We start from the raw sequence: 22,005 nt of genomic DNA, 5'->3' as shown, positions 1-22,005 counted from the left end.
AGACTATGAATAATCAACGCATCCTCTCGCACTTCCACGAAAGTGCCGAACTCAAGATCCAGGCCGCCACCGTACTGGCGCAACCGATTGCGCAGGCGATCGACCTGATGTTTTATGCATTGTCCAACGGCAACAAGATCCTCGCCTGCGGCAACGGCGGTTCCGCCGCCGACTGCCAGCATTTCGCGGCCGAGCTGGTCGGGCGCTTCGAACGCGAGCGCTTTCCGCTGCCGGCCCTGGCGCTGACGACGGATACGTCCATCCTGACGGCCGTGGCGAACGATTACAGCTACCGCGACATCTTCTCGAAGCAGGTGCAGGCGTTCGGCCAGGCCGGCGACATCCTGCTGGCCATCTCCACGTCGGGCAATTCGGCCAACGTGATGGCGGCCGTGGAAGCGGCGCTCGAACGCGAAATGCGCGTCGTGGCGCTGACGGGCAAGGACGGCGGCGCCATCGGCAAGATGCTGACGGACGCCGACGTGCATATCTGCGTACCGGCCGAGCGCACGGCGCGCATTCAGGAAGTCCATCTGACCACCATACATTGCATCTGCGACGGCATCGATGTCGCCCTATTCGGAGGAGACGTGAATGACTAAATTCGGTACTGGCCCAGGCTGGAAACGCGTACAACGCCCGCTGGCCACCGCACTGCTGTGCGGCGCCATGCTTACCTCGCTCACCGGCTGCATCGAATTGATGGTCGGCGGCGCGGTGATGGGCGGCGTGGCCGCAGCGGACCGCCGCACCCTGGGCGCGCAGACCGAAGACAAGTCGATCGCCCTGAAAGGCGAGTCGCGCATCCCCTCCATCGTCGGCGACGTGGGCCACGTGAACGTCACCAGCTTCAACCGCCGCGTCCTGCTGACGGGCGAAGTGCGCGACGAGGCGATGAAAAATGCCGTCGAGCGAGAAGTGCGCAATATCGAGGGCGTGGAATCGGTGGCGAATGAATTGATCATCGCCGGCCCGGCCAGCTATACCTCGCGCTCGAACGACGCGCTGATCACGACCAAGGTCAAGGCCAGCCTGGTCGACATGAAAACCATCTCGGCGGCCTCGTTCAAGGTCGTCACCGAGAACGCCACCGTCTTCCTGATGGGCAGAGTCACCCAGCGCGAAGGCACGGTCGCGGCCGACGTGGCGCGCGGCGTGGGCGGCGTGCAGAAAGTGGTCAAGCTGTTCGACTACATCTCGGAAGCGGAACTGAAGCAATTGCAGCCGGACCCGCCGCAGCAGCGCACGACGAACACCGTCAGCGATACGGTCCAGCAGTAAGCGCCTCCGCCATCCGACCTAGGGCGCGCCAACGATGCGGCGGCTATAATAGTCGCATCGTGGCCGCATCGCCCCGCTTTTCAAGTGAAAACCATGTCAACTTCGCCATCCGCAAGCAAGTCCTGGATCAAGCCAGCCCTGATCGCCGTCGTCGTGGCGGGCGTGGCAGCAGCCGGCTATCTGTCGCTGAATGACAAACAAAGCGCGCCGGACGTGACCTTCCACGGCATCCATGGCGAGAAAATCACGTCAAACAGCCTGCGCGGCAAGGTGGTGATGGTCAATTTCTGGGCCACCTCGTGTACGACTTGCGTGGCGGAAATGCCGGAAATGGTCGACACCTACAACAAGTACAAGGGGCAGGGACTGGAATTCGTGGCCGTGGCCATGAAATACGATCCGGCCAACTACGTGCTGAACTTCGCCGAAACGCGCCAGCTGCCGTTCAAGGTGGCGCTCGACGTGACGGGCGAGGCGGCCAAGGCCTACGGCGACGTGGCCCTCACGCCCACCACCTTCGTCCTGGACAAACAGGGCAAGATCCTCAAGCGCTACGTGGGCAAGCCGGAATTCGCTGAACTGCACAAGCTGCTCGAATCCGCCATCGCCGGCTAAACGTCTCACATAAGCTACTACGCGTCGCGATTTGCAGCCTGTGATGCTCACTGTGCTCAAGCACAGTTCCGCTTCTCTGCCGCAACTCACTTCCGCTCGCTACGCTTCTGTGAGACGTTGAAGACGAGGGGAGCACCGCACAAAACCCTGTTGCCAGGTGTTGCCAATCTGTTATAACCTTCCCTTGCGTGATCCCACTCACCTTGTGAAGGCCAGCCGTGTCCCCAGCCGCCCAATCGCTCGACCCGCAGCAACTGAAAACCTGGCTGCTCGCCGCCGGCAACAAGGACGCCACCGCGTTCCGCCAGCTATATAACTCCACCTCATCGAAACTGTTTGGCTTCGCGCTGCGTATATTGCATAAGCAAGAGCTCGCTGAAGAAGCCTTGCAAGAGGGGTTCGTCGCCATCTGGAACAACGCCGCCGCTTACCAGAGCCATCTGGCGGCGCCGATGACCTGGATGGCCACCATCGTGCGCAACAAGGCGTTCGATGTGCTGCGGCGCAGCGACGATACCGTGGAAATCGATGCCGAACAGTTTGATAGCGAAGTCATGAATGCACTCCGAGACCCCCAGGCCACGCCGATCGAGTCACTGCAACTGAGCGGTGACGCCAAGGCGCTGGCGTTTTGCATGTCCGCCCTGGAAGGGCTGCACCGGCAGGTGGTCGCCCTGGCGTTCTATCACGACCTGTCGCATAGCGAAGTGGCGCAGCAGATGTCGCTGCCGATCGGCACCGTGAAGACCTGGATACGGCGCAGCCTAGAACGGCTGCGCACGTGCCTGGCGAAACGGGAGGCATCATGAATATCCGCGGCAATGACGTGCTGCGCCAGAAACTGGCGTCCGAATACGTGCTGGGCACCCTGAAAGGGGGCGCGCGGCGGCGTTTCGAAGGCTGGCTGCACAACGACGCCGATTTGCGCAATATCACGGCCGAATGGCGCCAGCGCCTGGAGCCGATGGCGGAATTCGCCACGCCCGTGGCGCCGCCCAAACGCGTCTGGCAACAGATCGAGCAGCGCCTGCACCTGCGTCCGCAGGGCGGCAAGTCCTGGCTGCGCGATTCGCTGGCGTTCTGGCGTGGCCTGGGCATGGCGTCGAGCGCCATCGCCGCGCTGCTGGTCATCGTCGTGGCCACGCGCGTGATGGATGCGCCGCAGATCAGCTATGTGGCCAGCCTGACGGACGAGAAAGCGCAAACGGCCCTGCTGCTGACGGCCGACAGCCGCCACGGCGCGCTCGAGGTGCGCATGGTGGGCAACGCGCCCGTGCCGAGTGATAAGGATCTGGAACTGTGGGCCGTGCCGAAGAGCGGCAACCCACGTTCGCTGGGTTTATTGGCAGACAAGGGCAACGTGAAACTGGCCCTGTCGCAGCGCGCCCTCGGCAGCGACGTGGCCTTGCTGGCCGTCACCCTGGAGCCGAAAGGCGGTTCGCCGGATCCGAACGGACCGACGGGACCAATCTTGTACAAGGGTAACTGGGTAAAAATATAGTCTTACTTGGGATACAGAATCATCTGCGTGCAGCGGAACAGGGCAATCGTCTTGCCCGTTTCCTTGCTTTTCACCACGGCATCCCACACTTGCGTGTTGCGGCCCTTGTGCTCGACTTTCGCCGTGCAGGTGAGCGTGCCTTCGCGGGCCGTGCCCAGGTGGTTCGATTTCAGCTCGATGGTGGTGAAATTGCTGGCGCCTTCGGGCAGGTTGACGATGCAGCCATAGCCGGAAGCCGTGTCGGCCAGGGTCACCACGCTACCCGCATGCAGGTAGCCATTCGGCGCCAGCAAGTGCGGCAGCACGGGCAATTCCGCCGTCAGCTGGCCGTCGCCCACTGCCGTGATGACGATGCCCAGGTGGCCGGGCAGGCGGCCGATGCCGCGTTCATTCAACATTGCTACGGTGATGTCGGGATTGCTCATGCGGGTCCTTGTGCGGGTGAATCCGGACAGCGGATCTGCCGGAAAATACTATGATGATAGCAACTTTCCCCGCATCGGTTTGGCAACCGCCTATTTCCGGCCACGCCGCCGTTTCCACCACACCAAACTGCCCGTCAGCAAGAACAGCAGCGGCATCAAACCGAAGACGGTAATGAAGGCGCGCCCGGCCACGCCGAACGCCTGGCCCGAATGCAGGGGGAATTGCCAGCCGAGGAAAACGTCGCCGGCCGGCGCCCGCAAGGGATCGCGTATGCGCAGGGGCAAGCCGCTGCGCGCGTCCAGGGTGATGCGCGTGGCACCGTCGCCGTGGGCGATTTCGCCGGGCTGGCGCACGCGCACGTCATACGGCTGGTCCTTTTTCGCCGGCAGCACGATGCGCGACACGCGCGCCTGCGGATACAGCAGCTGCGCGGCGGCCATGGCCTGGCCCGCATCGAGCACGGCACCGTCCTGCGCCACATTCTTCAATTTTGCCGTATCCGGCACCGTCGACACCAAGTCCACCAGCGGCACGATCAATTGCGGCAAATTGAAATAGATGCCGGAAAAAGCGAGCACAGCCAGCACGGGCGCGGCAAAGAAGCCCACCGCCTTGTGAAACGTGTAATGAAAACGGGGCCAGGAACCGCCATGCGACACCGTCAGCGCGCGCTTGATCGCCGTCCACTGCAGGCGCGGCCACCACAGATAGATGCCGGTGAGCGCCATCAGCAGCAGCATCACGCCGGAAATCCCCGTGACCGTCTTGCCCGCGTCGCCCGACAGCAGATAGCGGTGCAAATGAAACATGCCCGACATCAACAGCGGGCGCGTGAGGCCGAAACGGCCCCAGTCGCGCTCGCCTTTGACTTGCAAGGTGTAGGGATCGACCATCACCTGGCGCACGATGGCCTGGCTGAAAGGCGACGGCTTGCCGGCCTGGCGGTACGACGCCACGTACACGTCGCGCGCATCGGCGGGCGGATTGAGCTGCGAAGGCTGGCCATAGGCAGGGTCGGCAGTCAGCTGGTCCACCACCGCTTGCAGCGTGCGCGGCGTCACCTGGAACACCTGGCCGGGCGCGGGCGTGCTCGCCTGCAACAAATTAGGATTCAGATACGCATCGAGTTCCGGCATCCAGGCGATGGCGGACCCCGTCAAGCCCAGCAGGACGAACAGGGCGCCGAACCACAGGCCCGCATACAGGTGCAGCTTGGCTAACAGCCATGGAATCGGGCGCTTGGACATGAAGGGGGACTCTGGGAATTTTGGGCTGCGAAACGATAGCATGAAAGCCCTGCAGTGAAAATCACGTGCGGCAAGAAAGGGAAGAACCATACAACACGCTCATCAGAACGCGCGAATTGGAGGAAACCGAGCGTTTCGGCACCATCAGCGAGCGCATCGGCATCGCGGAGGAATGTTGCAAGGCATACACTTTCCCCTATACTTCATCGAAAGGAAAACCATGACCACTGCCCGCCTCTTCGCCGCCACCTTGGGCCTCGCTCTGCACCTGGGCGCCCACGCGGCCGATTTCACGGTATCGAGCACCGACATCGCCCCTGGCCAGACCCTGGCACCTGCGCAAGTGTTCCAGGGCTTCGGCTGCACGGGCGGCAACCTGGCGCCGCAGCTGTCGTGGCACGGCGCGCCGGCCGGCACCAAAAGCTACGCCGTCACCCTGTACGACCCGGACGCGCCGACGGGCAGCGGCTGGTGGCACTGGAGCGTATTCAATCTGCCCGCCGGCACCACTTCCTTGCCGGGCGGCGCCACGGCCGGCACCCTGCCAGCGGGCGCCATCCAAGGACGCAACGATTTCGGCGACAGCGCCTACGGCGGCGCCTGCCCACCGCCCGGCGACAAGGCGCACCGCTATCAGATCACGGTCTGGGCCTTGGGCGTGGACAAGCTGCCCCTGGATCAACAGGCCAGCGGCGCCATGCTCGGCTACATGCTCAACGCCAACGCGCTGGGCAAGGCACAGCTGACGGGACTGTATGGAAGATAAGATGGAAGCGGTGGCCCTGAGCGAACTGCGCATCGCCCACGGCACCATCGAGGCGCGCCGCGCGCAAACCCTGCGCCGCGTACCCGTCTTCCAGAGCGCCCTGTGCCGCGTGCGGCAGGGAGTAAAACTGCTGGAATGGGGCGCTCGCCAAGCGCGCGCCGGGACGCACGACGTGGTGCTGATGCCGGCGGGCCAGGAACTGGGCGTGGCCAACCTGCCCGGCACGCAAGGCTACCGGGCCGAAGTGCTGAGTTTTTCGCCAGCCCTGATCGCCCGTTTCCGCGCGCGCCATGGCAGCCTCGTCGATGGCCAGCTGCGCCAGGCGGCCACGGCCAGCTTGTGCGTGCCGCTCGATGACCACGCGGCGCTGGCCTGGGACCAGCTGATGGCCAGCCTGGCTGCCGGTAGCCCGCCCGCGCTGCTGGCGCACCAGGCCGAAGGCTTGCTGCTGGCCCTGGCCCTGGGCGGCCACTGCGGCCCCTTGCTGCTGGACCGCCGCGACCCGCTGGCCGCGCGCGTGCAGCAAGTGCTGCTGCTGGACCCGGCCGCCGACTGGAGCGTGGCCAAGGTCGCCAGCCAGCTGCACCTGGGCGCGTCCACGCTGCGCCGCCAGCTGGCCCTGGAACAACGTCACTTCCGCGCCATCCTGGAAGACGTGCGCCTGCGCCTGGCCTTGCAAGAATTGCAATCTGGCATCTTACCCATTGGCGACATCGCCGCCGCCTGCGGCTACGTCTCGCCCTCGCGCTTCGCGGCCCGTTTTCGCCAGCATTACGGCCTGTCGCCGCGCGACTTGCGCGCCACCCTGTAAGCTCGCTCCGGCGCAAATGACGCAACAAGCGCTGACAGCGGGGCGATTTTCTTGCTACTATGCGCCCATGTCTTCCCGCCAGCCCACCCGCAAGCTTGCTCATCACGGTGCCGCCGCCCTCGCGCGCACGCCGTGGCGGCTGTGCGTGGCGCTGTTCAGTGCGCTGGCCCTCGTGTTCCTGCTGTCGACGGCCGCGTCGCACCTGCACAAGACGACCCTCGACGCGGAAGAGTGCGCGCTGTGCGCCACCGTCATCGACAAGGTGGCCGATATCGCCGTGCCGCCGGCCGTCACCGAGCCGCCCGCCCAGTTATTGCCGTACCGCTTGCTGGCCGTCGCGCCCGCCACCCTGGCGCCCGCCGCCGCCCTCATCTTGCCGCCCGTGCGCGGCCCGCCTGCCGCCTCGTTGTAGTTCCCACGCTGTTTTTATCCTTTTTTCAGGCTGCACCGCCGCGTCCTCATGCGCGCCGGGCCGCCTGGCGTAGACTATTTTCGAGGTTCACCATGCAACACACACCACGCCTGAGCGCGCTGTCGCTCGCCCTTGCCAGCCTGTTCAGCTTTTCCGCCCATGCCGCCGAGCCCGCGGATGCCAGCCCGGCCAGTTCCGGCGCCGATGCTGCGCCGCAAGAGATGCAAAAAGTGGAAGTCACGTCCGCCCATTTGAAAAGCGCGCGCATCGAACTGTCGCCGAAAGTCGGCACCACCATCTACAGCATCGACAGCCACATGGTCGACATGCTGGGCCAGGGCGACAACACGCCGTTCAATGAAGTGCTGCTGCGCCTGCCGGGCGTATCGCAGGATTCGAAGGGTTCCGGCGCCCTGCACGTGCGCGACGACCATGCCAACGTGCAATACCGCATCAATGGCGTGCAATTGCCGGAAAGCATCAGCGGCTTTGGCCAGTCGATCGACACGCGCCTGATCGACAAGACGGATTTCATGACGGGCGCCTTGCCGGCCCAGTTCGGCCTGCGCACGGCCGGCATCGTCGACATCGAAACGAAGGAGGGCGGCATGACGCCGGGCGGGCGCATCGGCATCATGGTCGGCAGCCACGACCATGTGGAGCCGAGTGCCGAATTTTTCGGTAGCGTGGGCAAGTTCAATTACTACCTGTCCGGCAGCTACCTGGGCAATTCGCTGGGCGTGGAAAACCCGCAGGATACGCGCAGCGCCCTGCACGACAAGACGCGCCAGAACAAATCGTTCGGCAGCCTGTCGTATTTCCTCGATGACAACACGCGCCTGGGCGCCATGTTCGGCACGTATAACGGCCGCTTCCAGATCCCCAACAATCCGGACCAGGCGCCGGGCTTCTCGCTGGCCGGTCACAGCGATGCGCAGGCGGGCACGTCCACCTTGCCGTCGTCGCAACTGAATGAAAACCAGCGCGAAGTGAACCGCTTCCTCGTGCTGTCGCTGCAAAAGAGCCTGGGCGACCTCAATTACCAGGTGTCCGCCTTCCACCAGTATTCGGAACTGCACTTCACGCCGGACTCCATCGGCGACCTGATCTACAACGGCGTGGCGTCGGATTCGCGCCGCGCGAACAGCGCCTCGGGTGCCCAGTTCGATATCAGCTACAAGTTGCACCAGGACCATACCGTGCGCGCCGGCCTGGCCTACACGCGCCAGAAGACGACGAGCGACAACACGGTGGCCGTGTTCCCGGCGCTGGACGGTGCGCAAAACGCCACCACGCCGATTTCCATCGTCGACAACAGCGGCAAGACGGGCACCCTGGCCAGTTTTTACCTGCAGGATGAATGGCATATCAGCAAACCCCTGACCCTGAACTATGGCGCCCGCTTCGACAAGGTCTCGGCTTACACGAGCGAGCAGCAATGGAGCCCGCGCGTGAACCTGGCGTACCAGCTGGCGCCGGGCACGGCCCTGCACGCGGGCTATTCGCGCTACTTCACGCCGCCGCCGCAGGAACTGGCGGCGCAAGGCAGCATCGACCTGTATGCGAACACGACGAATGCGCCGGAAATCAGCCAGTCGGACAACGTCAAGGCCGAACGCACGCATTATTACGACGTGGGCATCAGCCACCAGGTGAATGCGAAACTGACCGTGACGGCCGATGTGTACTATAAAAAGATCAGCAACCTGCTCGACGAAGGCCAGTTCGGCCAGGCATTGATTTTGACGCCGTTCAACTATGCGGATGGCTACGCCAAGGGCCTGGAATTATCCGCCATCTACAGCGAGAAAAACTGGGGCCTGTTCCTCAACGCCAGCACGCAAAAGGCGCAGGGCCGCAACATCAACTCGGGCCAGGCCCTGTTTGGCGCCGATGAGTTGAACTACATCAGCCGCCACTATGTCTATCTCGATCATGACCAGAAATACACGCTGTCCGGTGGCGGCCATTATCACTTCGGCGATTCGCAAGTGAGCGCTGACTTCCTCTACGGCAGCGGCCTGCGCATGACGCCGGATGGCGGCGCACCGAATTCCGGCCATTTGCCGAGTTACTTCACCGTCAACACGGCGCTCACGCACACGTGGAAAAATACGCCGGTCGGCAAGGTGGAAGGCCGTTTGGCCCTGATCAACCTGTTCGACAAGTCCTACCTGCTGCGCGACGGTTCCGGCGTGGGCGTGGGAGCGCCGCAGTACGGCGCCCGCCGCAGCATCTATGCGGGTTTATCAACAAGCTTCTAAGAGTTACGCGCGAAGACAGCGGCAGGGAGCAACGCCTGCCGCTGTCGGTTGCCGTACCGTGTCATGCCTCATCCCCAGGCGATGGCCGTCTGGCCGTGCGCTTGCAAATACGCATTTGCCAGGCTGAACGGCTTGCTGCCAAAGAAACCTTTATTCGCAGACAAGGGAGATGGATGGGGCGCCGTCAGCACCAGGTGCTTGCCGGGGTCGATCAGGGACCGCTTGGCCTGCGCGTAGCCGCCCCACAGGATGAAGACGAGATTGCTGCGCTCGGCGGACAGGTGGCGGATGGCGCTGTCCGTCAGCTTTTCCCAGCCCTTGCCCGCATGCGTACCGGCCGCCCCCGCGCGCACGGTCAGCACGCTGTTGAGCAAAAATACCCCTTGCTGCGCCCAGTCGGACAAATCCGTGCGGGTACGTTCGATACCGACGTCGCTCTGTAATTCCTTGAAAATATTCTGCAGGCTGGGCTGCGGCGGCGTGCCTTCGGGGATGGAAAAGCACAGTCCCATGGCCGCGCCGGGCGTGTGGTACGGGTCTTGCCCCAGGATCACGACTTTCACCTGCTCGAACGGCGTCAGGTCGAAGGCCCGGAAGATATATTTGCCGGGTGGACAGCACGGCCCCACCGCATATTCCGCCTTCACGAAGGCGGCCAGGCATTCCCAGTAAGGTTCGGCGAAATCAGCCTCCAGCCGCGCCTTCCACGATGCGTCGATGCGTACGTCCATGCCTCACCTCATAGCCTATTCGTCAACCATGCATTTTCAGCACGATAGTATAGAACGCCCGGCCGGATGAGACGCATACGATTCGAACAGGCAAAAAAAAGCCGCCAGCGCGAGCGGGCGGCTTTGATACAGCGCAAGGTGCTTAGAAATTCAGCGCCGATTCCACGCCGGCGCTGTGCGCCTGTTCATCCGCGTGGTACGAGCTGCGCACCATGGCGCCCACGGCGGCGTGGGTGAAGCCCATTTTATAGGCTTCTTCCTCGAACATTTTGAACACGTCCGGGTGCACGTAGCGGCGCACGGGCAAGTGGCTGTTCGATGGCGCCAGGTATTGGCCGATGGTCAGCATGTCGATATCGTGCTCGCGCATGTCGCGCATGACTTGCAGGATTTCCTCGTCCGTCTCGCCCAGGCCCACCATGATGCCGGACTTGGTCTTCACGTCCGGGTACATGGCCTTGAAGTCTTTCAGCAGCTTCAGCGAGTGCATGTAGTCGGAACCGGGACGGGCTTCCTTGTACAGGCGCGGCGCCGTTTCCAGGTTGTGGTTCATGACGTCAGGCAAGCCATCCTTGAACAGGTTCAGGGCTTTTTCCAGGCGGCCGCGGAAGTCGGGCACCAGCACTTCGATGCGGGTGTTCGGCGACAGGGCGCGCGTTTGCTGGATGCACTCGACGAAATGGCCGGCGCCGCCGTCGCGCAAGTCATCGCGGTCGACGGAAGTGATGACGACGTAGTTCAGGCGCAGCTTGGCGATGGTTTTCGACAGGTTGGCCGGCTCTTCCTTGTCCAGCGGGTCCGGGCGGCCATGGCCGACGTCGCAGAACGGGCAGCGGCGCGTGCACTTGTCGCCCATGATCATGAAGGTGGCCGTGCCCTTGCCGAAGCATTCGCCGATGTTCGGGCAGCTGGCTTCCTCGCACACCGTCACGAGTTTGTTTTCGCGCAGGATGTCCTTGATTTCATAGAAGCGGGTCGATGCCGAAGCGGCCTTGACGCGGATCCAGTCCGGCTTTTTCAGGCGCTCGACTTGCTCGATCGGAATGATCTTGATCGGGATGCGCGAAGTCTTGCTGGCGCCTTTTTGCTTTTCGCTCGGGTTGTAGGCGGCGGGAGCGGCGGGGGCGGTGCTGGAAATGGTCTCAGAAGTCATGGCTGCAAGCCCTTGAGGGGCATGTTGGTTTGTTTGCTCAGGCATCCGCTGCCTGAGGCGCGCCTGCGGCGCTGTTTACTTCGCTTACATCGAGTAATACGGTCAATTCGTGGGCCAGGGCCCGCTGCACGTCGGCCAGCGGCGCCAACACGCCCATGCTGCGCATGTCCACCGTCTTCAGGCCGGAATAGCCGCAAGGGTTAATCCAGGAAAACGGTGCCAGGTCCATCGCCACGTTGAGCGACACGCCATGGTAGGTGCAGCCGTTGCCGCGCACTTTCAAGCCCAGCGCGGCGATCTTCGCACCCTTGTCTGGCCCGCCGGCAATATAGATGCCAGGCGCGCCATCGATGCGCTCGCCAGCGAGATTATACGCCGCCAGCACGTTGATGATGGCTTGCTCGATTTTATGCACGAACTGGCGCGCATACAGCTTGCCGCCCGGCTTGTTGCGGCGCAAGTCCATCAGCAGGTAAATCACCACCTGGCCGGGGCCGTGGAACGTCACTTCGCCGCCCCGGTCCGTCTGCACCACGGGCACATTCTCCGCGCCGGCCAGCAGGTGGCCGCAGTCGGCTGCCAGGCCCAGGGTGAATACGGGCGGATGCTCGACGATCCACAGTTCGTCGCGCGTGTCCGTCGTGCGCGCGTCGGTAAAGGCGCGCATGGCGGCAAAGGTCGGCTCGTAATCGACGCGGCCCAGCTCGCGGATCAGCGCCGTTTCGGTTCGGGTGGTGGTCATGACGGATTCTGTAATCAGCTGCCGGCGCCCTGCGGACGCTGCGGCGAAGCCGTGATTATAAGCCAGGCCGCCGTTTCATTCCGGGGCAGACTCCGGCAACAGCAACAATCTGCCCAATTTTTGTGCAGCATGGCGTATCTGGGGCCCATTCAAGGCCGTGTAGCCGAGCAGCACGGCTGGCGCCAATTGTGCGCTGTGACAAAAATCACCGAGCGGCTGCAGCGCCAGCCCTTCGTGCGCCGCGCGCGCGCAAAACGTCCGCTCGTCGCTGCCCGGCGGCAACCACAGCACGCAATGAAAACCCGCTTGCTGGCCGGAAATGGCGTAGCGCCCGGGGGCAATCTGCTCGAGGCAGGCCAGCAGCAGGTCGCGCCGCTCCTTGTAGGCCAGCCGCGCCTGGCGCAAATGGCGCACGAAAGCGCCATCCTCCATCCAGGCGGACAGCGCCAGCTGCTCCGTCACGCCCACGGACCTGCCCGTCAACTGCAGGGTGCGCAACAACTGCGGCCGCAAGGCGGGCGGCAGCACCATGAAGCCCACGCGCAGGCCGGCAAACAGGGTCTTATTAAAACTGCCACAATAAATCACGCGCTGGTACTGGTCCAGCGCCTTCAAGGCTGCCAGCGGCGCGCTCTGGTAATTGAATTCGCTGTCGTAATCGTCTTCCAGCACCCACGCGCCATGGTCGTTCGCCCATTCCAGCAAGGCCAGGCGGCGCGTGACGGACATGGTCACGCCCAGCGGCGACTGGTGCGCCGGCGTCACGTAGGCGAGGCGGGCATCCGCGTGCGCGGCCAGGGCGGCGCCATCGATGCCCTCGGCGTCGACGGCTATGTCCACCGGCACGGCGCCCGCGAGGGCGAACAGGGCGCGCGCGGCCGGATAGCCCGGTTCCTCCAGGCACACCTTGTCGCCCTCGCGCACGATGCTGCGCGCCAGCAAGTCGATCGCGTGGCGGATGCCGGTCGTGACAAGGATGTCTTGCGGGTCGCAGCGCACGCCGCGGTACTTGGCGAGGAAATCGGCGATCTGCTGGCGCAGTTCGGGCAAGCCGGCGGGATCGGCGCTGCACAGCTGCTCCGGCGTGGCGGCGGCCAGCGCCCGCGTGGCGCACTTGGACCAGGCGGCCATGGGAAACAGGCTGGCGTCGGCGCGCCGCGCCACGAAGGGCAAGCCGTCGCGCACGCCCGTATCCGAGGCAGGCGCGGGCGCCACGGCCAGCGGGGCGGGAACGGCGTCGCCCAGGCCCGCCATCAGGAAGCGCTCCGGCACGACGGCGCACACGCGCGTGCCGGAACCGGGCACGCGCGTCACGTACGCTTCCGCGTGCAAGCGGTCGAACACGGTTTCGATGGTGCCGCGCGACAACTCCCACCGTTCCGCCAGGGTGCGGCTGGATGGCAAACGGCTGCCCGCCGGCAACATCTTCGTCAGGATGGCCGAGCGCAGCGCTTCATACGCGCCATCCTGCTTGTTGACGCCCGCCTTGTCGAGCCAGCTGGTGGGGCGAGGCAAGTCCAGGGCGTGCGGTGATTTTCCTCGCGGCATAATAATCGTCCAAGTGGTCCAATGAATTTTCTGATGACTGGCACTTCGCATTACACCACAAACATTCTACTCTCACCGTTCCGGTGCGCCAGCGGGGCGCACGCTTGCCTGGATCGTGTAAAACAATGCAGAAACAACTCGCTTTATGGGCCTGGGGCGGCATCGTGCTGCTGCTGGTCTGCCTGTCGCGCATCAGCATCGACATCTATCTGCCTTCGCTGCCGGCCATGGCCGATGCCCTGCACGCCAGTGATGCGCAACTGCAACTGACCCTGAGCCTGTTCATGGCCGGCTCGGCCGCCTCGATGCTCGCGTGCGGGCCGCTGGCCGACCGCTACGGACGCCGCCCCGTGCTGCTGGCCGGCACGGGCATTTTTGTGCTCGCCAGCATCGTCTGCACCGTGACTTCCGACGTGCACGTGCTGATCGCCGCGCGCGTGCTGCAGGCGTTCGGCGGTTGCAGCGGCACCATCATCGGCCGGGTCATGGTGCGCGACCGCTTCGATCCCGCCACGCAGGCGCGCATGCTGGGCAAAATATCGATGGTGATGGGTTTGTCGCCGATCCTGGCGCCGCTGGCCGGCAGCGTGCTCGACGCGGCGTTCGGCTGGCGCGCCGTGTTTGGCGTGCTGTGCCTGCTGGGAGCGCTGTCGCTGGGGCTGATCGCCGCCTGGGTGCCGGAAACCAGGCCGGCCAGCGTCGTGCCACAGGGCAATACCCTGGCGCTGTACCGCCGCCTGCTGGGCGATGCGTATTTCCTGCGCTATGCGCTGGCCATCGGTTGTGTATATTGCACGTATTTCCCCTTCATCGCGGAATCGTCCGTGCTGTTGCAAAGGGGCATGCACCTGTCGCCGCACGCGTACGCGCTGGTGTTCGCGCTGACGGTCAGCGGCTATATCGGGGGATCGAGCCTGTTTCGCGCGCTGGGACCGCGCCTGGGCGCCGATTACCTGCTGGGCGTGGCGGTGCTGATCAATGTGGCGGGCGCGGCCAGCTTGTTGCTGGCGGGGACTTTGGCGCCGCGGCACGTGGCGTCGCTGGTGGCGCCCATGCTGCTGGTGATGATGTCGGTGGGCATGGCCATCCCCGCCTGCCAGCTGGCCGTGCTGCAGCCGTACGGCGACCAGGCGGGCAGCGCCTCGGGCCTGTTCTTCTTCGTGCAAATGCTCATCACGGCCGCCTGCGGCGCCGTCATCGCCGCCATCACGGACGGAAGCGAAAAGCCGCTGCTGTGGGTGACGGCGGCGGCCAGCGCGTCCTTTGCCGCCGTCTGGCTGCTCACGAAGAGCCAGGCCAGCGTGGCGGCAGCCAGCCTTACATGACGATCTTGACCATCGGGTGGCCCGACAGCGCCATGTACAGGGCGTCGAGCTGCTCGCGGCTGATGGCGCGCACGGTGACGGTCAGGCCCGTGTAATTGCCCTTGCCCGATGGGCGCTCTTCCATGCGGCCTGCGTGGAAGGTCGGATCGTGGCTGATCACCAGTTCCAGCATGGTCGGCGCGAAGTCGACATGCGTCGGGCCCATGATCTTGATGGGAAAGTCGCTCGGGTATTCGATCAGCGATTCGCTGGGAGGAATCGTCACTTCGGTGGGTGGGGTCGTTTGCATGGGAAATCCAATCAGTGCCGGTCAGAACAGACGGCGCGGCGCATGGCGCGCGGCGGCTGCAGAAAGGCGTATTGTAGCCAACTTTGGCGGCGCCTGCGCCCGCCGCCATGGCGCCAGGGGCGCGGAAAAAAAAAGCCAGCTTTGTAAGCTGGCGAAAACTATTTCGTTTGGACAAAATAGCCGGAAAATCGGTGCTGTCAGCCGTGAAGGCATTGCGCTGTGCTGCAATGACTCCACTGTAGACAAAACACCGCGGCTTGACCGCTGAAATGTGACGAACTGTCGGTTTGGCGGCTTGAACGTCGATAATCCATGACCGGACGGACAGACAGCCAGCGCCAGCGGCCCGGTCAACGCTCCGTTTCCTGCATCCGGCCATTACGGCCGGGGCCGCCGCGCTCATTGCCCCGGTCAATATTCCGGTCATTGCTCCGTTCGCGTGGCGGCCCGCTGCGTTCGCCCCCGCGCGCCTCCTGTGCCGGACGCGCCGCAGGAGCCGGCATCGGCGGCGGCGCGGGCCGCGGCTGGGCCACGGGCGGTGGCGCAGGCATGGCAGGCGGCGGCGCCGTCTGCAGTACTTCGCGGCGGCCGCCACGCTCCCAGCGGTTGCCGTCCGGGCGCTGCACCTCGGCAGGACGCTCGATGACGGGGCGCGGCTGCGGCCGCTGTTCGCCACGCCAGCCGGGGTGCGTCAGCGGGTCTTGCACGGGCGGCAAGGAAGGCGCCGCCGGCATCACGGGCTGGGCCGGTATCGGCGGCTGTTGCGGCTGCGGCGGCTGCGCCGGCACGGGCGGCCGGTTCGGCTGCATGGGACGCGGCGCCAGGTGCGTCTGGCCATCGTCCGTCTGCAAACGGCCAGGGCGGTTGCCCCAGTCGCGCCGGAAACCATCTTGCTGGCGCGGCGCATCGGCGGGACGCTGCCAGTTGCCCGCCGGCGCAGGCGGCGTGCTCAAGGGCATGCTTTGCAGCACGGGCGCCGGCATGATGGTGCGGTTGCGGCGCGGCACGTCCACCGTGCGCGCGCCGCCAAAACGCTCGCCCGGCAGCATCGTCATGCCTTCACGGCGTTCGCGCTCGCCCATCACGGAACGGCGCCCGTCGGCGACGCGGTTGAGGCGGCGTTCATACTCGGCACTGCTGCGGTAGCCAGGCACGTAGCGCTCGTGCGGCGACAGGGGAAACCAGCCCACGCCCGGCTGCTGGCCGTGGCCGGTCCCGTGATTGCCGCCGACCCAGCCCACCAGGGCCGGCGCCCAGGGCACGCGGCCGCGCTCGCGGCCCGGGGCCCAGCCCCAGCGCTGGCCCAGCAGCACCCAGCGGCCGTAATGCGAGGGCGCGTAGCCCCACGGCGCATTGTCGACCCAGGTCCAGCCCCACGGCGCGATCCACGTCCAGCGCCCGTCGCTGTACGGCGCCCAGCCGGCCGGCACCGTGCTGGGCAGCCACAGGGGGCCGTATTCCGCGTTGTCCTGCCAGGCGCCATAGCGGTCCAGCTCTTCATAGCCGGTCGTATCGTCCGTGACATAGCGCAAGGCCGGCGCGGCGGCAGGCAAGGCTTCGGGCCAGTTGTCGAAGGCGATCCTCTGCAAGGCGCCCGTGCGCAATTCTTCGTCCGTCAATTCGGCGCGCTTGCCTGCACGCAAGGTGACGCTGCCCGTCGCGCCATCCACGTCGGCCGCCCCTTCGAGCACGCTGACGATGCTGGTGCCGGGCTGGCGCCCCGCCTCGATGCGCACCCAGCCCGGCTGGGTCAGGATCACGCGGGCCTGGGCCGTGGTCAGCTCAAAGCCGCGCAGCGCGTCGGGATTGCGCACGCGCACGCTGACCGTGCCATAGCCGAGGTGCAATTTGAAACTGTCGTCATCGAGCTCGCTCACTTCCAGCTCGGAATCGCCATCGAGGCGCACGGCGGCCGCACCCACGCGCAATTCCGCCAGCGCGCCGCGCATCGTAGTCAAGCGGTTGTCCGTCGTGACGGGCCAGTTCAGCAGGGCATTTTGCGCCTCGCCCTCGCCGGCGCGCACCAGCACCTGCCCTTCGACGGTGGAAATGCGCGCCACGCGGGCGGGCGGGTCCTGCGCCAGGGCCAGGGAGCACGCCGACGACAGCAGCACGGCGCACACGGTGTTCAAGAACGGGGAAGACAGGGTCGGACGCATGGCAGCGCTCCAGGCAGGACGGACAGAGATGAAAGGTAGACAACACCCCGATTACAGTCCTATCGGGCGGGCATCGCAAGCGGGCTTACAAATGTTTGCATCTTGATCTGGCTCAGGATGTCGTCTGGCCGCCCCGCTTGACGAAGAACAGGGCGGCGCCGACGGCCATCAGCAAGCCGCCAAAGAAGCGGTTCTGCTTTTTCACGGCGCGCGCGTCGCGGAAGAAGCGCTGCATCGAGGACGCTAAAAAGGCATAGCTGTGCATGACGATCTGGTCGATCGTGCACATGGTGACGGCCAGGATCAGCAATTGCGGCAGCAGCGGAGACGTCGGGCTGATGAATTGCGGCAACACCGCCACCATGAAGATGATGCCCTTCGGATTCGTCACATTCGTCAGGAAACCCGTCAGCACGCGCCGGCGCATGGACGGCACCACGGCATCCGCATGCAGGTCGCCCGTCACGGCCACCTTGGCGCGCCACTGCGACAGGCCCAGGTAGATCAGGTACAGCGCGCCCACCGTCTTGACGATATTGAACGCCACTTCGGACGCCAGCAGCAGGGAACCGACGCCGGCGCCCGCGATGCCCAGCACCACCAGCAGCCCCAGTTGCAGGCCGAGAATCGTGGCGCTGGCCTTTTTCACCCCGTAGGACAGGCCGTGCGACATCGACAGCACGGCGCCCGAGCCGGGCGAGACGGCGATGATGGAGGCGGCGATGACAAAGGTGATCCAGGTGGCAAAGGGCATGCGGTTTCCAAAAATGGTGATGAGAGGCAATTTTAACCCGGCCCGTGCGGCCTTGCCGGCCCCGCCTGAGGTAAGATCGCGGTCACGCCTTCGCCACATCGTTCCTTGCCGTACAACCAAGAATAACATCATGAAAAACAACACTTTCCTCGCTCCACAATTTCCTGCCACCACCGTGGGAGCGCGCTGAGATGGCCGGCTCCAGCCTGCTGGCCCTGCTCGACGACATCGCCAGCATCCTCGACGACGTTTCCTTGATGACCAAGGTGGCCGCCAAGAAGACGGCCGGCGTGCTCGGTGACGACCTGGCCCTGAACGCGCAGCAAGTGGCCGGCGTGCGCGCCGAGCGCGAACTGCCCGTCGTCTGGGCCGTCGCCGTCGGTTCGCTGAAGAACAAGGCCATCCTCGTGCCCGCCGCGCTGGCCATCAGCGCGTTTGCGCCATGGGCCATCACGCCGCTGCTGATGGTGGGCGGCGCCTACCTGTGCTTCGAAGGCTTCGAAAAGATCGCGCACAAGTATCTGCACCCGGACGACAGCCACAAGGCCGAACTGGCGCAGGCGCTGCGCGACCCGCAGGTCGACCTGGTGGCGCTGGAAAAGGACAAGATCAAGGGCGCCATCCGCACCGATTTCATTTTGTCGGCGGAAATCATCGTCATCGCCCTGGGCACGGTGGCCGCGGCCACCTTCGCCGAACAGGTGGCCGTCGTCGTCGGCATCGCCCTCATCATGACGGTGGGCGTGTACGGCCTGGTGGCCGGCATCGTCAAGCTCGACGACGCAGGCTTTTACCTGGCGGCACGCAAGGGCGCGGGCGCGCTGATGGACGGCGTGCGCGGCTTTGGCCGCATGCTCGTGTCGGCGGCGCCGAAACTGATGAAAGTCCTCTCCGTGGTGGGCACCCTGGCCATGTTCATGGTCGGCGGCGGCATCCTGACGCACGGCTGGCCGTGGGCCAGCGGCATGCTGCACCACGCGGAGGAAGCCGTCGGCGGCGTGGCCGGCATCGGCCCCGTGCTGGCGGCCGTCACGCCCAGCCTGATCAACGCGGTGGCCGGCCTCATCGCCGGCGGTCTGGTGCTGGCCGGCGTCACGGCCGTGTCGGCTTTGTTGCGCATGATCAAGCCAAGCAAATAAGCTTTCTGGTCTGATGGAGCGGCAGGCGCATCCGTGCCTGCCGCCCCGGCCATGCCGGCGGCGCCCGCTGCCCATGGAGACCCTATGCATGCTTCCCCCGCCCCACGCCCCAGCAGCGCCTTTATCGGCGCCTCCTGGGCGGCATTGCTGATCGGCATCGTCACCTATCTGTCCGGCTTGTGGAACGCCACGATGGCGCTCAACGAGAAGGGCTATTACTTCACCATCCTCATGTATGGCCTGTTCGCCGCCATTTCGTTGCAGAAATCCGTGCGCGACCGCGCCGAGGGCATCGCCGTCACGGGCATCTATTTCGGCCTGTGCTGGATCTCCGTGCTGCTGGCCTTGCTGTTATTGACTGTCGGCCTGTGGAACGCCACCCTGCAAAACAGCGAGAAAGGGTTTTATGCCATGGCGTTCCTGCTCAGCCTATTTGCCGCCGTGGCCGTGCAAAAGAATGTGCGCGACGTGGCGCGCGCCTCGGCCAGCACACCCGCCGAGCTGCCGGGAACTTAAACACCAGCGGCGCGTCTATTCCTGTATCCATGTCGGGAGAGGATGATGGGCGACCAGCAGAAACGTTTGCAGATGGCGCTGGAGGCGGCGCACATGGCGATCTGGGATTCGCGTATCGTCGCTGGCCAGGTCATCGACGGTACGGTCAGCTGGTCGGCCAAGGGCGCCACCTTGCTGGGCCTGGAAGAACGGGCGCTGACGCAGCCATTCCGCAGCTTTCTCGATTGCGTGCACGCCAGCGACCGCGACAAGGTGGTCAACGTGCTGCAGGACGGCGTGCGCCGGCGCGGCGGCTACGCCCTGCAATACCGCGTCGTCTGGCCCGACGGCAGCGAACACTGGCTGGCGGCCAAGGCGCACATCTTCATGGATGCCGGCGGCCGGCCCGACCGCACCCTGGGCATCATCTGGGATATCACCGAGCACATGGCGCGCGAACTGATGATCGCCGAGCGCAAGGAACTGGCCGAAGTGACGCTCAGCTCCATCGGCGACGGCGTCATCACCACCGATCCGCAGGGCAAGACGCGTTACCTGAACCGGGTGGCCGAGCAATTGACGGGCTGGAGCAACGAGCTGGCGCAGGGCCTGGACATCGGCCTGACCATGCCGCTGGCCGATGAACGCACGGGCGAAGCACGCGAGCACGTGGCCATGCGCTGCCTGCAACAGCACCAGGCCATCGGCATTTCACCCCGCTCGCAACTGGTCACGCGCGACGGGCGGCGCATCGCCGTCGAGGAATCGGCCGCACCCATCTGGTCGCGCGACGGCCACATCCTCGGCGCCGTCGTCGTGTTCCGCGACGTCAGCCACGAGCGCAAGCTGAGCCAGGAACTGTCGTGGCAAGCCACGCACGATACCCTGACGGGCCTGATCAACCGGCGCGAATTCGAGCACCTGGTGGCCGGCGCCCTGCGCACGGCCAAGCAGGATGGCCACGCGCATGCGCTGCTGTACCTGGACCTGGACCAGTTCAAGGTCATCAACGACACTTGCGGCCACGGCGCCGGCGACGTGCTGCTGCAGCTGCTGACCAAGATGCTGCAGGGGCGGATGCGCGACAGCGACATCCTGGCGCGCCTGGGCGGCGACGAACTGGGCGTGCTGCTGCCGCACTGTCCGCTCGAACACGCGCGCCTGATCGGCGAACAGCTGCGCCAGTCCGTGCGCGATTTCCGTTTCGCCTGGGACGAACGCAGCTTCGAGCTGGGCGTGAGCATCGGCATCGTGGAAATCAGCCAGGACAGCAAGTCCATGAGCGAGCTGCTGAGCGCAGCCGACCAGGCTTGCTACCTGGCCAAGGAGCAGGGCCGCAACCGCATCCATATATATCAGGAGTCCGACGTCATGCTGGCGCAGCGGCATGGCGAGATGCTGTGGATCTCCCGCCTGAACGAAGCGTTCGCCCACGACTATTTCCGCCTGTACGCCATGCCCATCGTGCACCTGCACGACAGCCCGGAACACCACGACGAAGTGCTGATCCGCATCCGCAACAGCAAGGGCGACCTGATCTTGCCGGGCGCCTTCATCCCCGCCGCCGAACGCTACGACATGATGCTGTCCATCGACCGCTGGGTCATCCGCGCCGTCTGCGCGCATATCCAGAGCGTGCGCGACAGCCTGCCGCCGTTGGCCGCGCTGGCGGAAAGCCGACGCCGCGCACCGGCCCTGTATTCCGTCAACCTGTCGGGCATGTCGCTGGCCGATGCCGGCTTGCACGACTACATCACCGAGCAATTCGTGGCATTCGCGATTGCACCCGAGCAAATCTGCTTTGAAATCACGGAAACGGCCGTCATCGCCAACCTGCCCAAGGCACAAGTGTTCATGCGCCAGCTCAAGGCCTTGGGCTGCCGCTTCTCGCTCGATGACTTCGGCAGCGGCTTTTCCTCGTTCGGCTACCTGAAAGCCCTGCCCGTCGACTATTTGAAGATCGACGGCGTCTTCGTGCGCGACATCGCCACCAATGCCATCAACCGCGCCATGGTCAAGGCTATCAATGAAGTGGGCCACGTGATGGGCCTGGAAACGGTGGCCGAATACGTGGAAGACGCAGCCACCCTGGCCGTCATCCGCGAACTGGGCATCGACTACGCGCAAGGCTACGCCGTGGGCAGCCTGCGGCCGCTGACGGCGGGCGTGGATTAAGCGCCGACGGCAACCAATATCTTTAAAACAATGCCGCATTGCTATCGCTAAATGCGTGCAAGCACGACCAATCTGGAGGATTTTGATCTACATCAATAAATTTGCGCAGGCGACTCCTTACACTGATCTCCATTCTTGCAATCGTGCAAGTCTTACTCACCAATTGCCTATT

At 64.9% G+C, this 22,005-nt stretch carries 23 protein-coding genes; 14 read left to right on the top strand and 9 right to left on the bottom strand.

The window, feature by feature from the left end; genetic code table 11:
- The first annotated feature begins 5 nt into the window (after nt 1-5).
- The 5 genes from OX459_RS18215 (at nt 6) to OX459_RS18195 (ending at nt 3,397) form a co-directional block, all read left to right on the top strand.
- Entirely contained in the window at nt 6-602 is a 597-nt protein-coding gene (locus OX459_RS18215) for a phosphoheptose isomerase (RefSeq protein ID WP_071325998.1), read from the top strand.
- A complete protein-coding gene (locus tag OX459_RS18210) occupies nt 595-1,281 on the top strand; it encodes a BON domain-containing protein (protein WP_215410182.1) in 687 nt (228 codons plus the stop codon). The genes OX459_RS18215 and OX459_RS18210 overlap by 8 nt, the downstream gene beginning before the upstream one ends.
- Before the next feature lie 93 nt (nt 1,282-1,374).
- Nucleotides 1,375-1,896 carry a TlpA disulfide reductase family protein gene (locus OX459_RS18205; RefSeq protein WP_251349675.1) on the top strand — a complete coding sequence of 174 codons (522 nt, stop codon included), beginning with the start codon at nt 1,375-1,377 and terminating at the stop codon, nt 1,894-1,896.
- Nucleotides 1,897-2,114: 218 nt separating this feature from the next.
- Nucleotides 2,115-2,705 carry a sigma-70 family RNA polymerase sigma factor gene (locus tag OX459_RS18200; protein WP_077398290.1) on the top strand — a complete coding sequence of 197 codons (591 nt, stop codon included), beginning with the start codon at nt 2,115-2,117 and terminating at the stop codon, nt 2,703-2,705.
- Complete coding sequence (locus OX459_RS18195; protein WP_251349674.1) at nt 2,702-3,397, top strand: anti-sigma factor; 696 nt, start codon at nt 2,702-2,704, stop codon at nt 3,395-3,397. Before OX459_RS18200 ends, OX459_RS18195 begins: the two co-directional genes overlap by 4 nt.
- Before the next feature lie 2 nt (nt 3,398-3,399).
- Here OX459_RS18195 and OX459_RS18190 read toward each other — a convergent pair whose 3' ends face one another.
- The gene (locus OX459_RS18190; protein ID WP_289906070.1) at nt 3,400-3,822 is read right to left on the bottom strand and encodes a PaaI family thioesterase; all 423 of its coding nucleotides are present in this window, start codon (nt 3,820-3,822) and stop codon (nt 3,400-3,402) included.
- Between the two features lie 90 nt (nt 3,823-3,912).
- Complete coding sequence (locus OX459_RS18185) at nt 3,913-5,070, bottom strand: PepSY-associated TM helix domain-containing protein (RefSeq protein WP_289906069.1); 1,158 nt, start codon at nt 5,068-5,070, stop codon at nt 3,913-3,915.
- A 220-nt stretch (nt 5,071-5,290) separates the two neighbouring features.
- On the opposite strand from OX459_RS18185, the gene OX459_RS18180 reads away from it, so the two are divergent.
- From OX459_RS18180 to OX459_RS18165, 4 genes are all read left to right on the top strand, one after another.
- Nucleotides 5,291-5,836, top strand: coding sequence for a YbhB/YbcL family Raf kinase inhibitor-like protein (locus OX459_RS18180; protein ID WP_099666021.1), 546 nt, complete (start codon nt 5,291-5,293; stop codon nt 5,834-5,836).
- Entirely contained in the window at nt 5,826-6,647 is an 822-nt protein-coding gene (locus OX459_RS18175) for a helix-turn-helix transcriptional regulator (RefSeq protein ID WP_289906068.1), read from the top strand. The genes OX459_RS18180 and OX459_RS18175 overlap by 11 nt, the downstream gene beginning before the upstream one ends.
- A gap of 67 nt (nt 6,648-6,714) precedes the next feature.
- The gene (locus OX459_RS18170; RefSeq protein ID WP_289906067.1) at nt 6,715-7,059 is read left to right on the top strand and encodes a hypothetical protein; all 345 of its coding nucleotides are present in this window, start codon (nt 6,715-6,717) and stop codon (nt 7,057-7,059) included.
- A 92-nt stretch (nt 7,060-7,151) separates the two neighbouring features.
- On the top strand, nt 7,152-9,323 hold the full coding sequence (locus tag OX459_RS18165; protein ID WP_289906066.1) for a TonB-dependent receptor: 2,172 nt from the start codon (nt 7,152-7,154) through the stop codon (nt 9,321-9,323).
- A 68-nt stretch (nt 9,324-9,391) separates the two neighbouring features.
- On the opposite strand, the gene OX459_RS18160 is transcribed toward OX459_RS18165, so the two are convergent.
- From OX459_RS18160 to OX459_RS18145, 4 genes are all read right to left on the bottom strand, one after another.
- Nucleotides 9,392-10,054, bottom strand: a complete 663-nt coding sequence (locus OX459_RS18160; RefSeq protein ID WP_289906065.1) for a uracil-DNA glycosylase — start codon at nt 10,052-10,054, stop codon at nt 9,392-9,394.
- Nucleotides 10,055-10,196: 142 nt separating this feature from the next.
- A complete protein-coding gene (gene lipA, locus OX459_RS18155; RefSeq protein WP_077398299.1) occupies nt 10,197-11,207 on the bottom strand; it encodes a lipoyl synthase in 1,011 nt (336 codons plus the stop codon).
- 37 nt (nt 11,208-11,244) lie between these two features.
- The gene (gene lipB, locus OX459_RS18150; RefSeq protein WP_289906064.1) at nt 11,245-11,949 is read right to left on the bottom strand and encodes a lipoyl(octanoyl) transferase LipB; all 705 of its coding nucleotides are present in this window, start codon (nt 11,947-11,949) and stop codon (nt 11,245-11,247) included.
- A 75-nt stretch (nt 11,950-12,024) separates the two neighbouring features.
- On the bottom strand, nt 12,025-13,497 hold the full coding sequence (locus tag OX459_RS18145) for a PLP-dependent aminotransferase family protein (RefSeq protein WP_289906063.1): 1,473 nt from the start codon (nt 13,495-13,497) through the stop codon (nt 12,025-12,027).
- A gap of 125 nt (nt 13,498-13,622) precedes the next feature.
- On the opposite strand from OX459_RS18145, the gene OX459_RS18140 reads away from it, so the two are divergent.
- Complete coding sequence (locus tag OX459_RS18140) at nt 13,623-14,822, top strand: multidrug effflux MFS transporter (protein ID WP_289906062.1); 1,200 nt, start codon at nt 13,623-13,625, stop codon at nt 14,820-14,822.
- On the opposite strand, the gene OX459_RS18135 is transcribed toward OX459_RS18140, so the two are convergent.
- Nucleotides 14,815-15,111, bottom strand: a complete 297-nt coding sequence (locus OX459_RS18135) for a DUF493 family protein (protein ID WP_070257888.1) — start codon at nt 15,109-15,111, stop codon at nt 14,815-14,817. The two genes, OX459_RS18140 and OX459_RS18135, sit on opposite strands and share 8 nt — an antisense overlap.
- Between OX459_RS18135 and OX459_RS18130 the strand changes: the two genes are divergently transcribed.
- Nucleotides 15,110-15,379, top strand: coding sequence for a hypothetical protein (locus OX459_RS18130; RefSeq protein WP_289906061.1), 270 nt, complete (start codon nt 15,110-15,112; stop codon nt 15,377-15,379). The genes OX459_RS18135 and OX459_RS18130 overlap by 2 nt on opposite strands.
- 82 nt (nt 15,380-15,461) lie before the next feature.
- Here OX459_RS18130 and OX459_RS18125 read toward each other — a convergent pair whose 3' ends face one another.
- Nucleotides 15,462-17,270, bottom strand: coding sequence for a DUF6600 domain-containing protein (locus OX459_RS18125; RefSeq protein WP_289906060.1), 1,809 nt, complete (start codon nt 17,268-17,270; stop codon nt 15,462-15,464).
- Between the two features lie 112 nt (nt 17,271-17,382).
- Entirely contained in the window at nt 17,383-18,024 is a 642-nt protein-coding gene (locus OX459_RS18120) for a LysE family transporter (protein ID WP_289906059.1), read from the bottom strand.
- 191 nt (nt 18,025-18,215) lie between these two features.
- On the opposite strand from OX459_RS18120, the gene OX459_RS18115 reads away from it, so the two are divergent.
- The 3 genes from OX459_RS18115 to OX459_RS18105 all read left to right on the top strand — a co-directional run bounded on the left by OX459_RS18115 (nt 18,216) and on the right by OX459_RS18105 (nt 21,833).
- Nucleotides 18,216-19,163, top strand: a complete 948-nt coding sequence (locus OX459_RS18115) for a DUF808 domain-containing protein (protein ID WP_289906058.1) — start codon at nt 18,216-18,218, stop codon at nt 19,161-19,163.
- Nucleotides 19,164-19,247: 84 nt separating this feature from the next.
- Entirely contained in the window at nt 19,248-19,679 is a 432-nt protein-coding gene (gene yiaA / locus OX459_RS18110) for an inner membrane protein YiaA (RefSeq protein WP_289906057.1), read from the top strand.
- A gap of 45 nt (nt 19,680-19,724) precedes the next feature.
- Nucleotides 19,725-21,833, top strand: a complete 2,109-nt coding sequence (locus OX459_RS18105; RefSeq protein WP_289906056.1) for an EAL domain-containing protein — start codon at nt 19,725-19,727, stop codon at nt 21,831-21,833.
- The last annotated feature ends 172 nt before the right edge of the window (nt 21,834-22,005 follow it).

Source organism: Janthinobacterium sp. SUN026 (assembly GCF_030397625.1).
Taxonomy (GTDB): Bacteria; Pseudomonadota; Gammaproteobacteria; order Burkholderiales; family Burkholderiaceae_D; genus Janthinobacterium; species Janthinobacterium kumbetense.
This window is presented reverse-complemented; position numbering and strand designations above follow the sequence as displayed.

What these genes read in the sequence shown, in the direction of transcription:
- OX459_RS18215 (WP_071325998.1), top strand. Translation starts at nt 6, where the DNA reads ATGAATAATCAACGCATCCTCTCGCACTTCCACGAAAGTGCCGAACTC.
- OX459_RS18210 (WP_215410182.1), top strand. Translation starts at nt 595, where the DNA reads ATGACTAAATTCGGTACTGGCCCAGGCTGGAAACGCGTACAACGCCCG.
- OX459_RS18205 (WP_251349675.1), top strand. Translation starts at nt 1,375, where the DNA reads ATGTCAACTTCGCCATCCGCAAGCAAGTCCTGGATCAAGCCAGCCCTG.
- OX459_RS18195 (WP_251349674.1), top strand. Translation starts at nt 2,702, where the DNA reads ATGAATATCCGCGGCAATGACGTGCTGCGCCAGAAACTGGCGTCCGAA.
- OX459_RS18190 (WP_289906070.1), bottom strand. Translation starts at nt 3,822, where the DNA reads ATGAGCAATCCCGACATCACCGTAGCAATGTTGAATGAACGCGGCATC.
- OX459_RS18185 (WP_289906069.1), bottom strand. Translation starts at nt 5,070, where the DNA reads ATGTCCAAGCGCCCGATTCCATGGCTGTTAGCCAAGCTGCACCTGTAT.
- OX459_RS18180 (WP_099666021.1), top strand. Translation starts at nt 5,291, where the DNA reads ATGACCACTGCCCGCCTCTTCGCCGCCACCTTGGGCCTCGCTCTGCAC.
- OX459_RS18175 (WP_289906068.1), top strand. Translation starts at nt 5,826, where the DNA reads ATGGAAGATAAGATGGAAGCGGTGGCCCTGAGCGAACTGCGCATCGCC.
- OX459_RS18170 (WP_289906067.1), top strand. Translation starts at nt 6,715, where the DNA reads ATGTCTTCCCGCCAGCCCACCCGCAAGCTTGCTCATCACGGTGCCGCC.
- OX459_RS18165 (WP_289906066.1), top strand. Translation starts at nt 7,152, where the DNA reads ATGCAACACACACCACGCCTGAGCGCGCTGTCGCTCGCCCTTGCCAGC.
- OX459_RS18160 (WP_289906065.1), bottom strand. Translation starts at nt 10,054, where the DNA reads ATGGACGTACGCATCGACGCATCGTGGAAGGCGCGGCTGGAGGCTGAT.
- lipA (WP_077398299.1), bottom strand. Translation starts at nt 11,207, where the DNA reads ATGACTTCTGAGACCATTTCCAGCACCGCCCCCGCCGCTCCCGCCGCC.
- lipB (WP_289906064.1), bottom strand. Translation starts at nt 11,949, where the DNA reads ATGACCACCACCCGAACCGAAACGGCGCTGATCCGCGAGCTGGGCCGC.
- OX459_RS18145 (WP_289906063.1), bottom strand. Translation starts at nt 13,497, where the DNA reads ATGCCGCGAGGAAAATCACCGCACGCCCTGGACTTGCCTCGCCCCACC.
- OX459_RS18140 (WP_289906062.1), top strand. Translation starts at nt 13,623, where the DNA reads ATGCAGAAACAACTCGCTTTATGGGCCTGGGGCGGCATCGTGCTGCTG.
- OX459_RS18130 (WP_289906061.1), top strand. Translation starts at nt 15,110, where the DNA reads ATGGGAAATCCAATCAGTGCCGGTCAGAACAGACGGCGCGGCGCATGG.
- OX459_RS18135 (WP_070257888.1), bottom strand. Translation starts at nt 15,111, where the DNA reads ATGCAAACGACCCCACCCACCGAAGTGACGATTCCTCCCAGCGAATCG.
- OX459_RS18125 (WP_289906060.1), bottom strand. Translation starts at nt 17,270, where the DNA reads ATGCGTCCGACCCTGTCTTCCCCGTTCTTGAACACCGTGTGCGCCGTG.
- OX459_RS18120 (WP_289906059.1), bottom strand. Translation starts at nt 18,024, where the DNA reads ATGCCCTTTGCCACCTGGATCACCTTTGTCATCGCCGCCTCCATCATC.
- OX459_RS18115 (WP_289906058.1), top strand. Translation starts at nt 18,216, where the DNA reads ATGGCCGGCTCCAGCCTGCTGGCCCTGCTCGACGACATCGCCAGCATC.
- yiaA (WP_289906057.1), top strand. Translation starts at nt 19,248, where the DNA reads ATGCATGCTTCCCCCGCCCCACGCCCCAGCAGCGCCTTTATCGGCGCC.
- OX459_RS18105 (WP_289906056.1), top strand. Translation starts at nt 19,725, where the DNA reads ATGGGCGACCAGCAGAAACGTTTGCAGATGGCGCTGGAGGCGGCGCAC.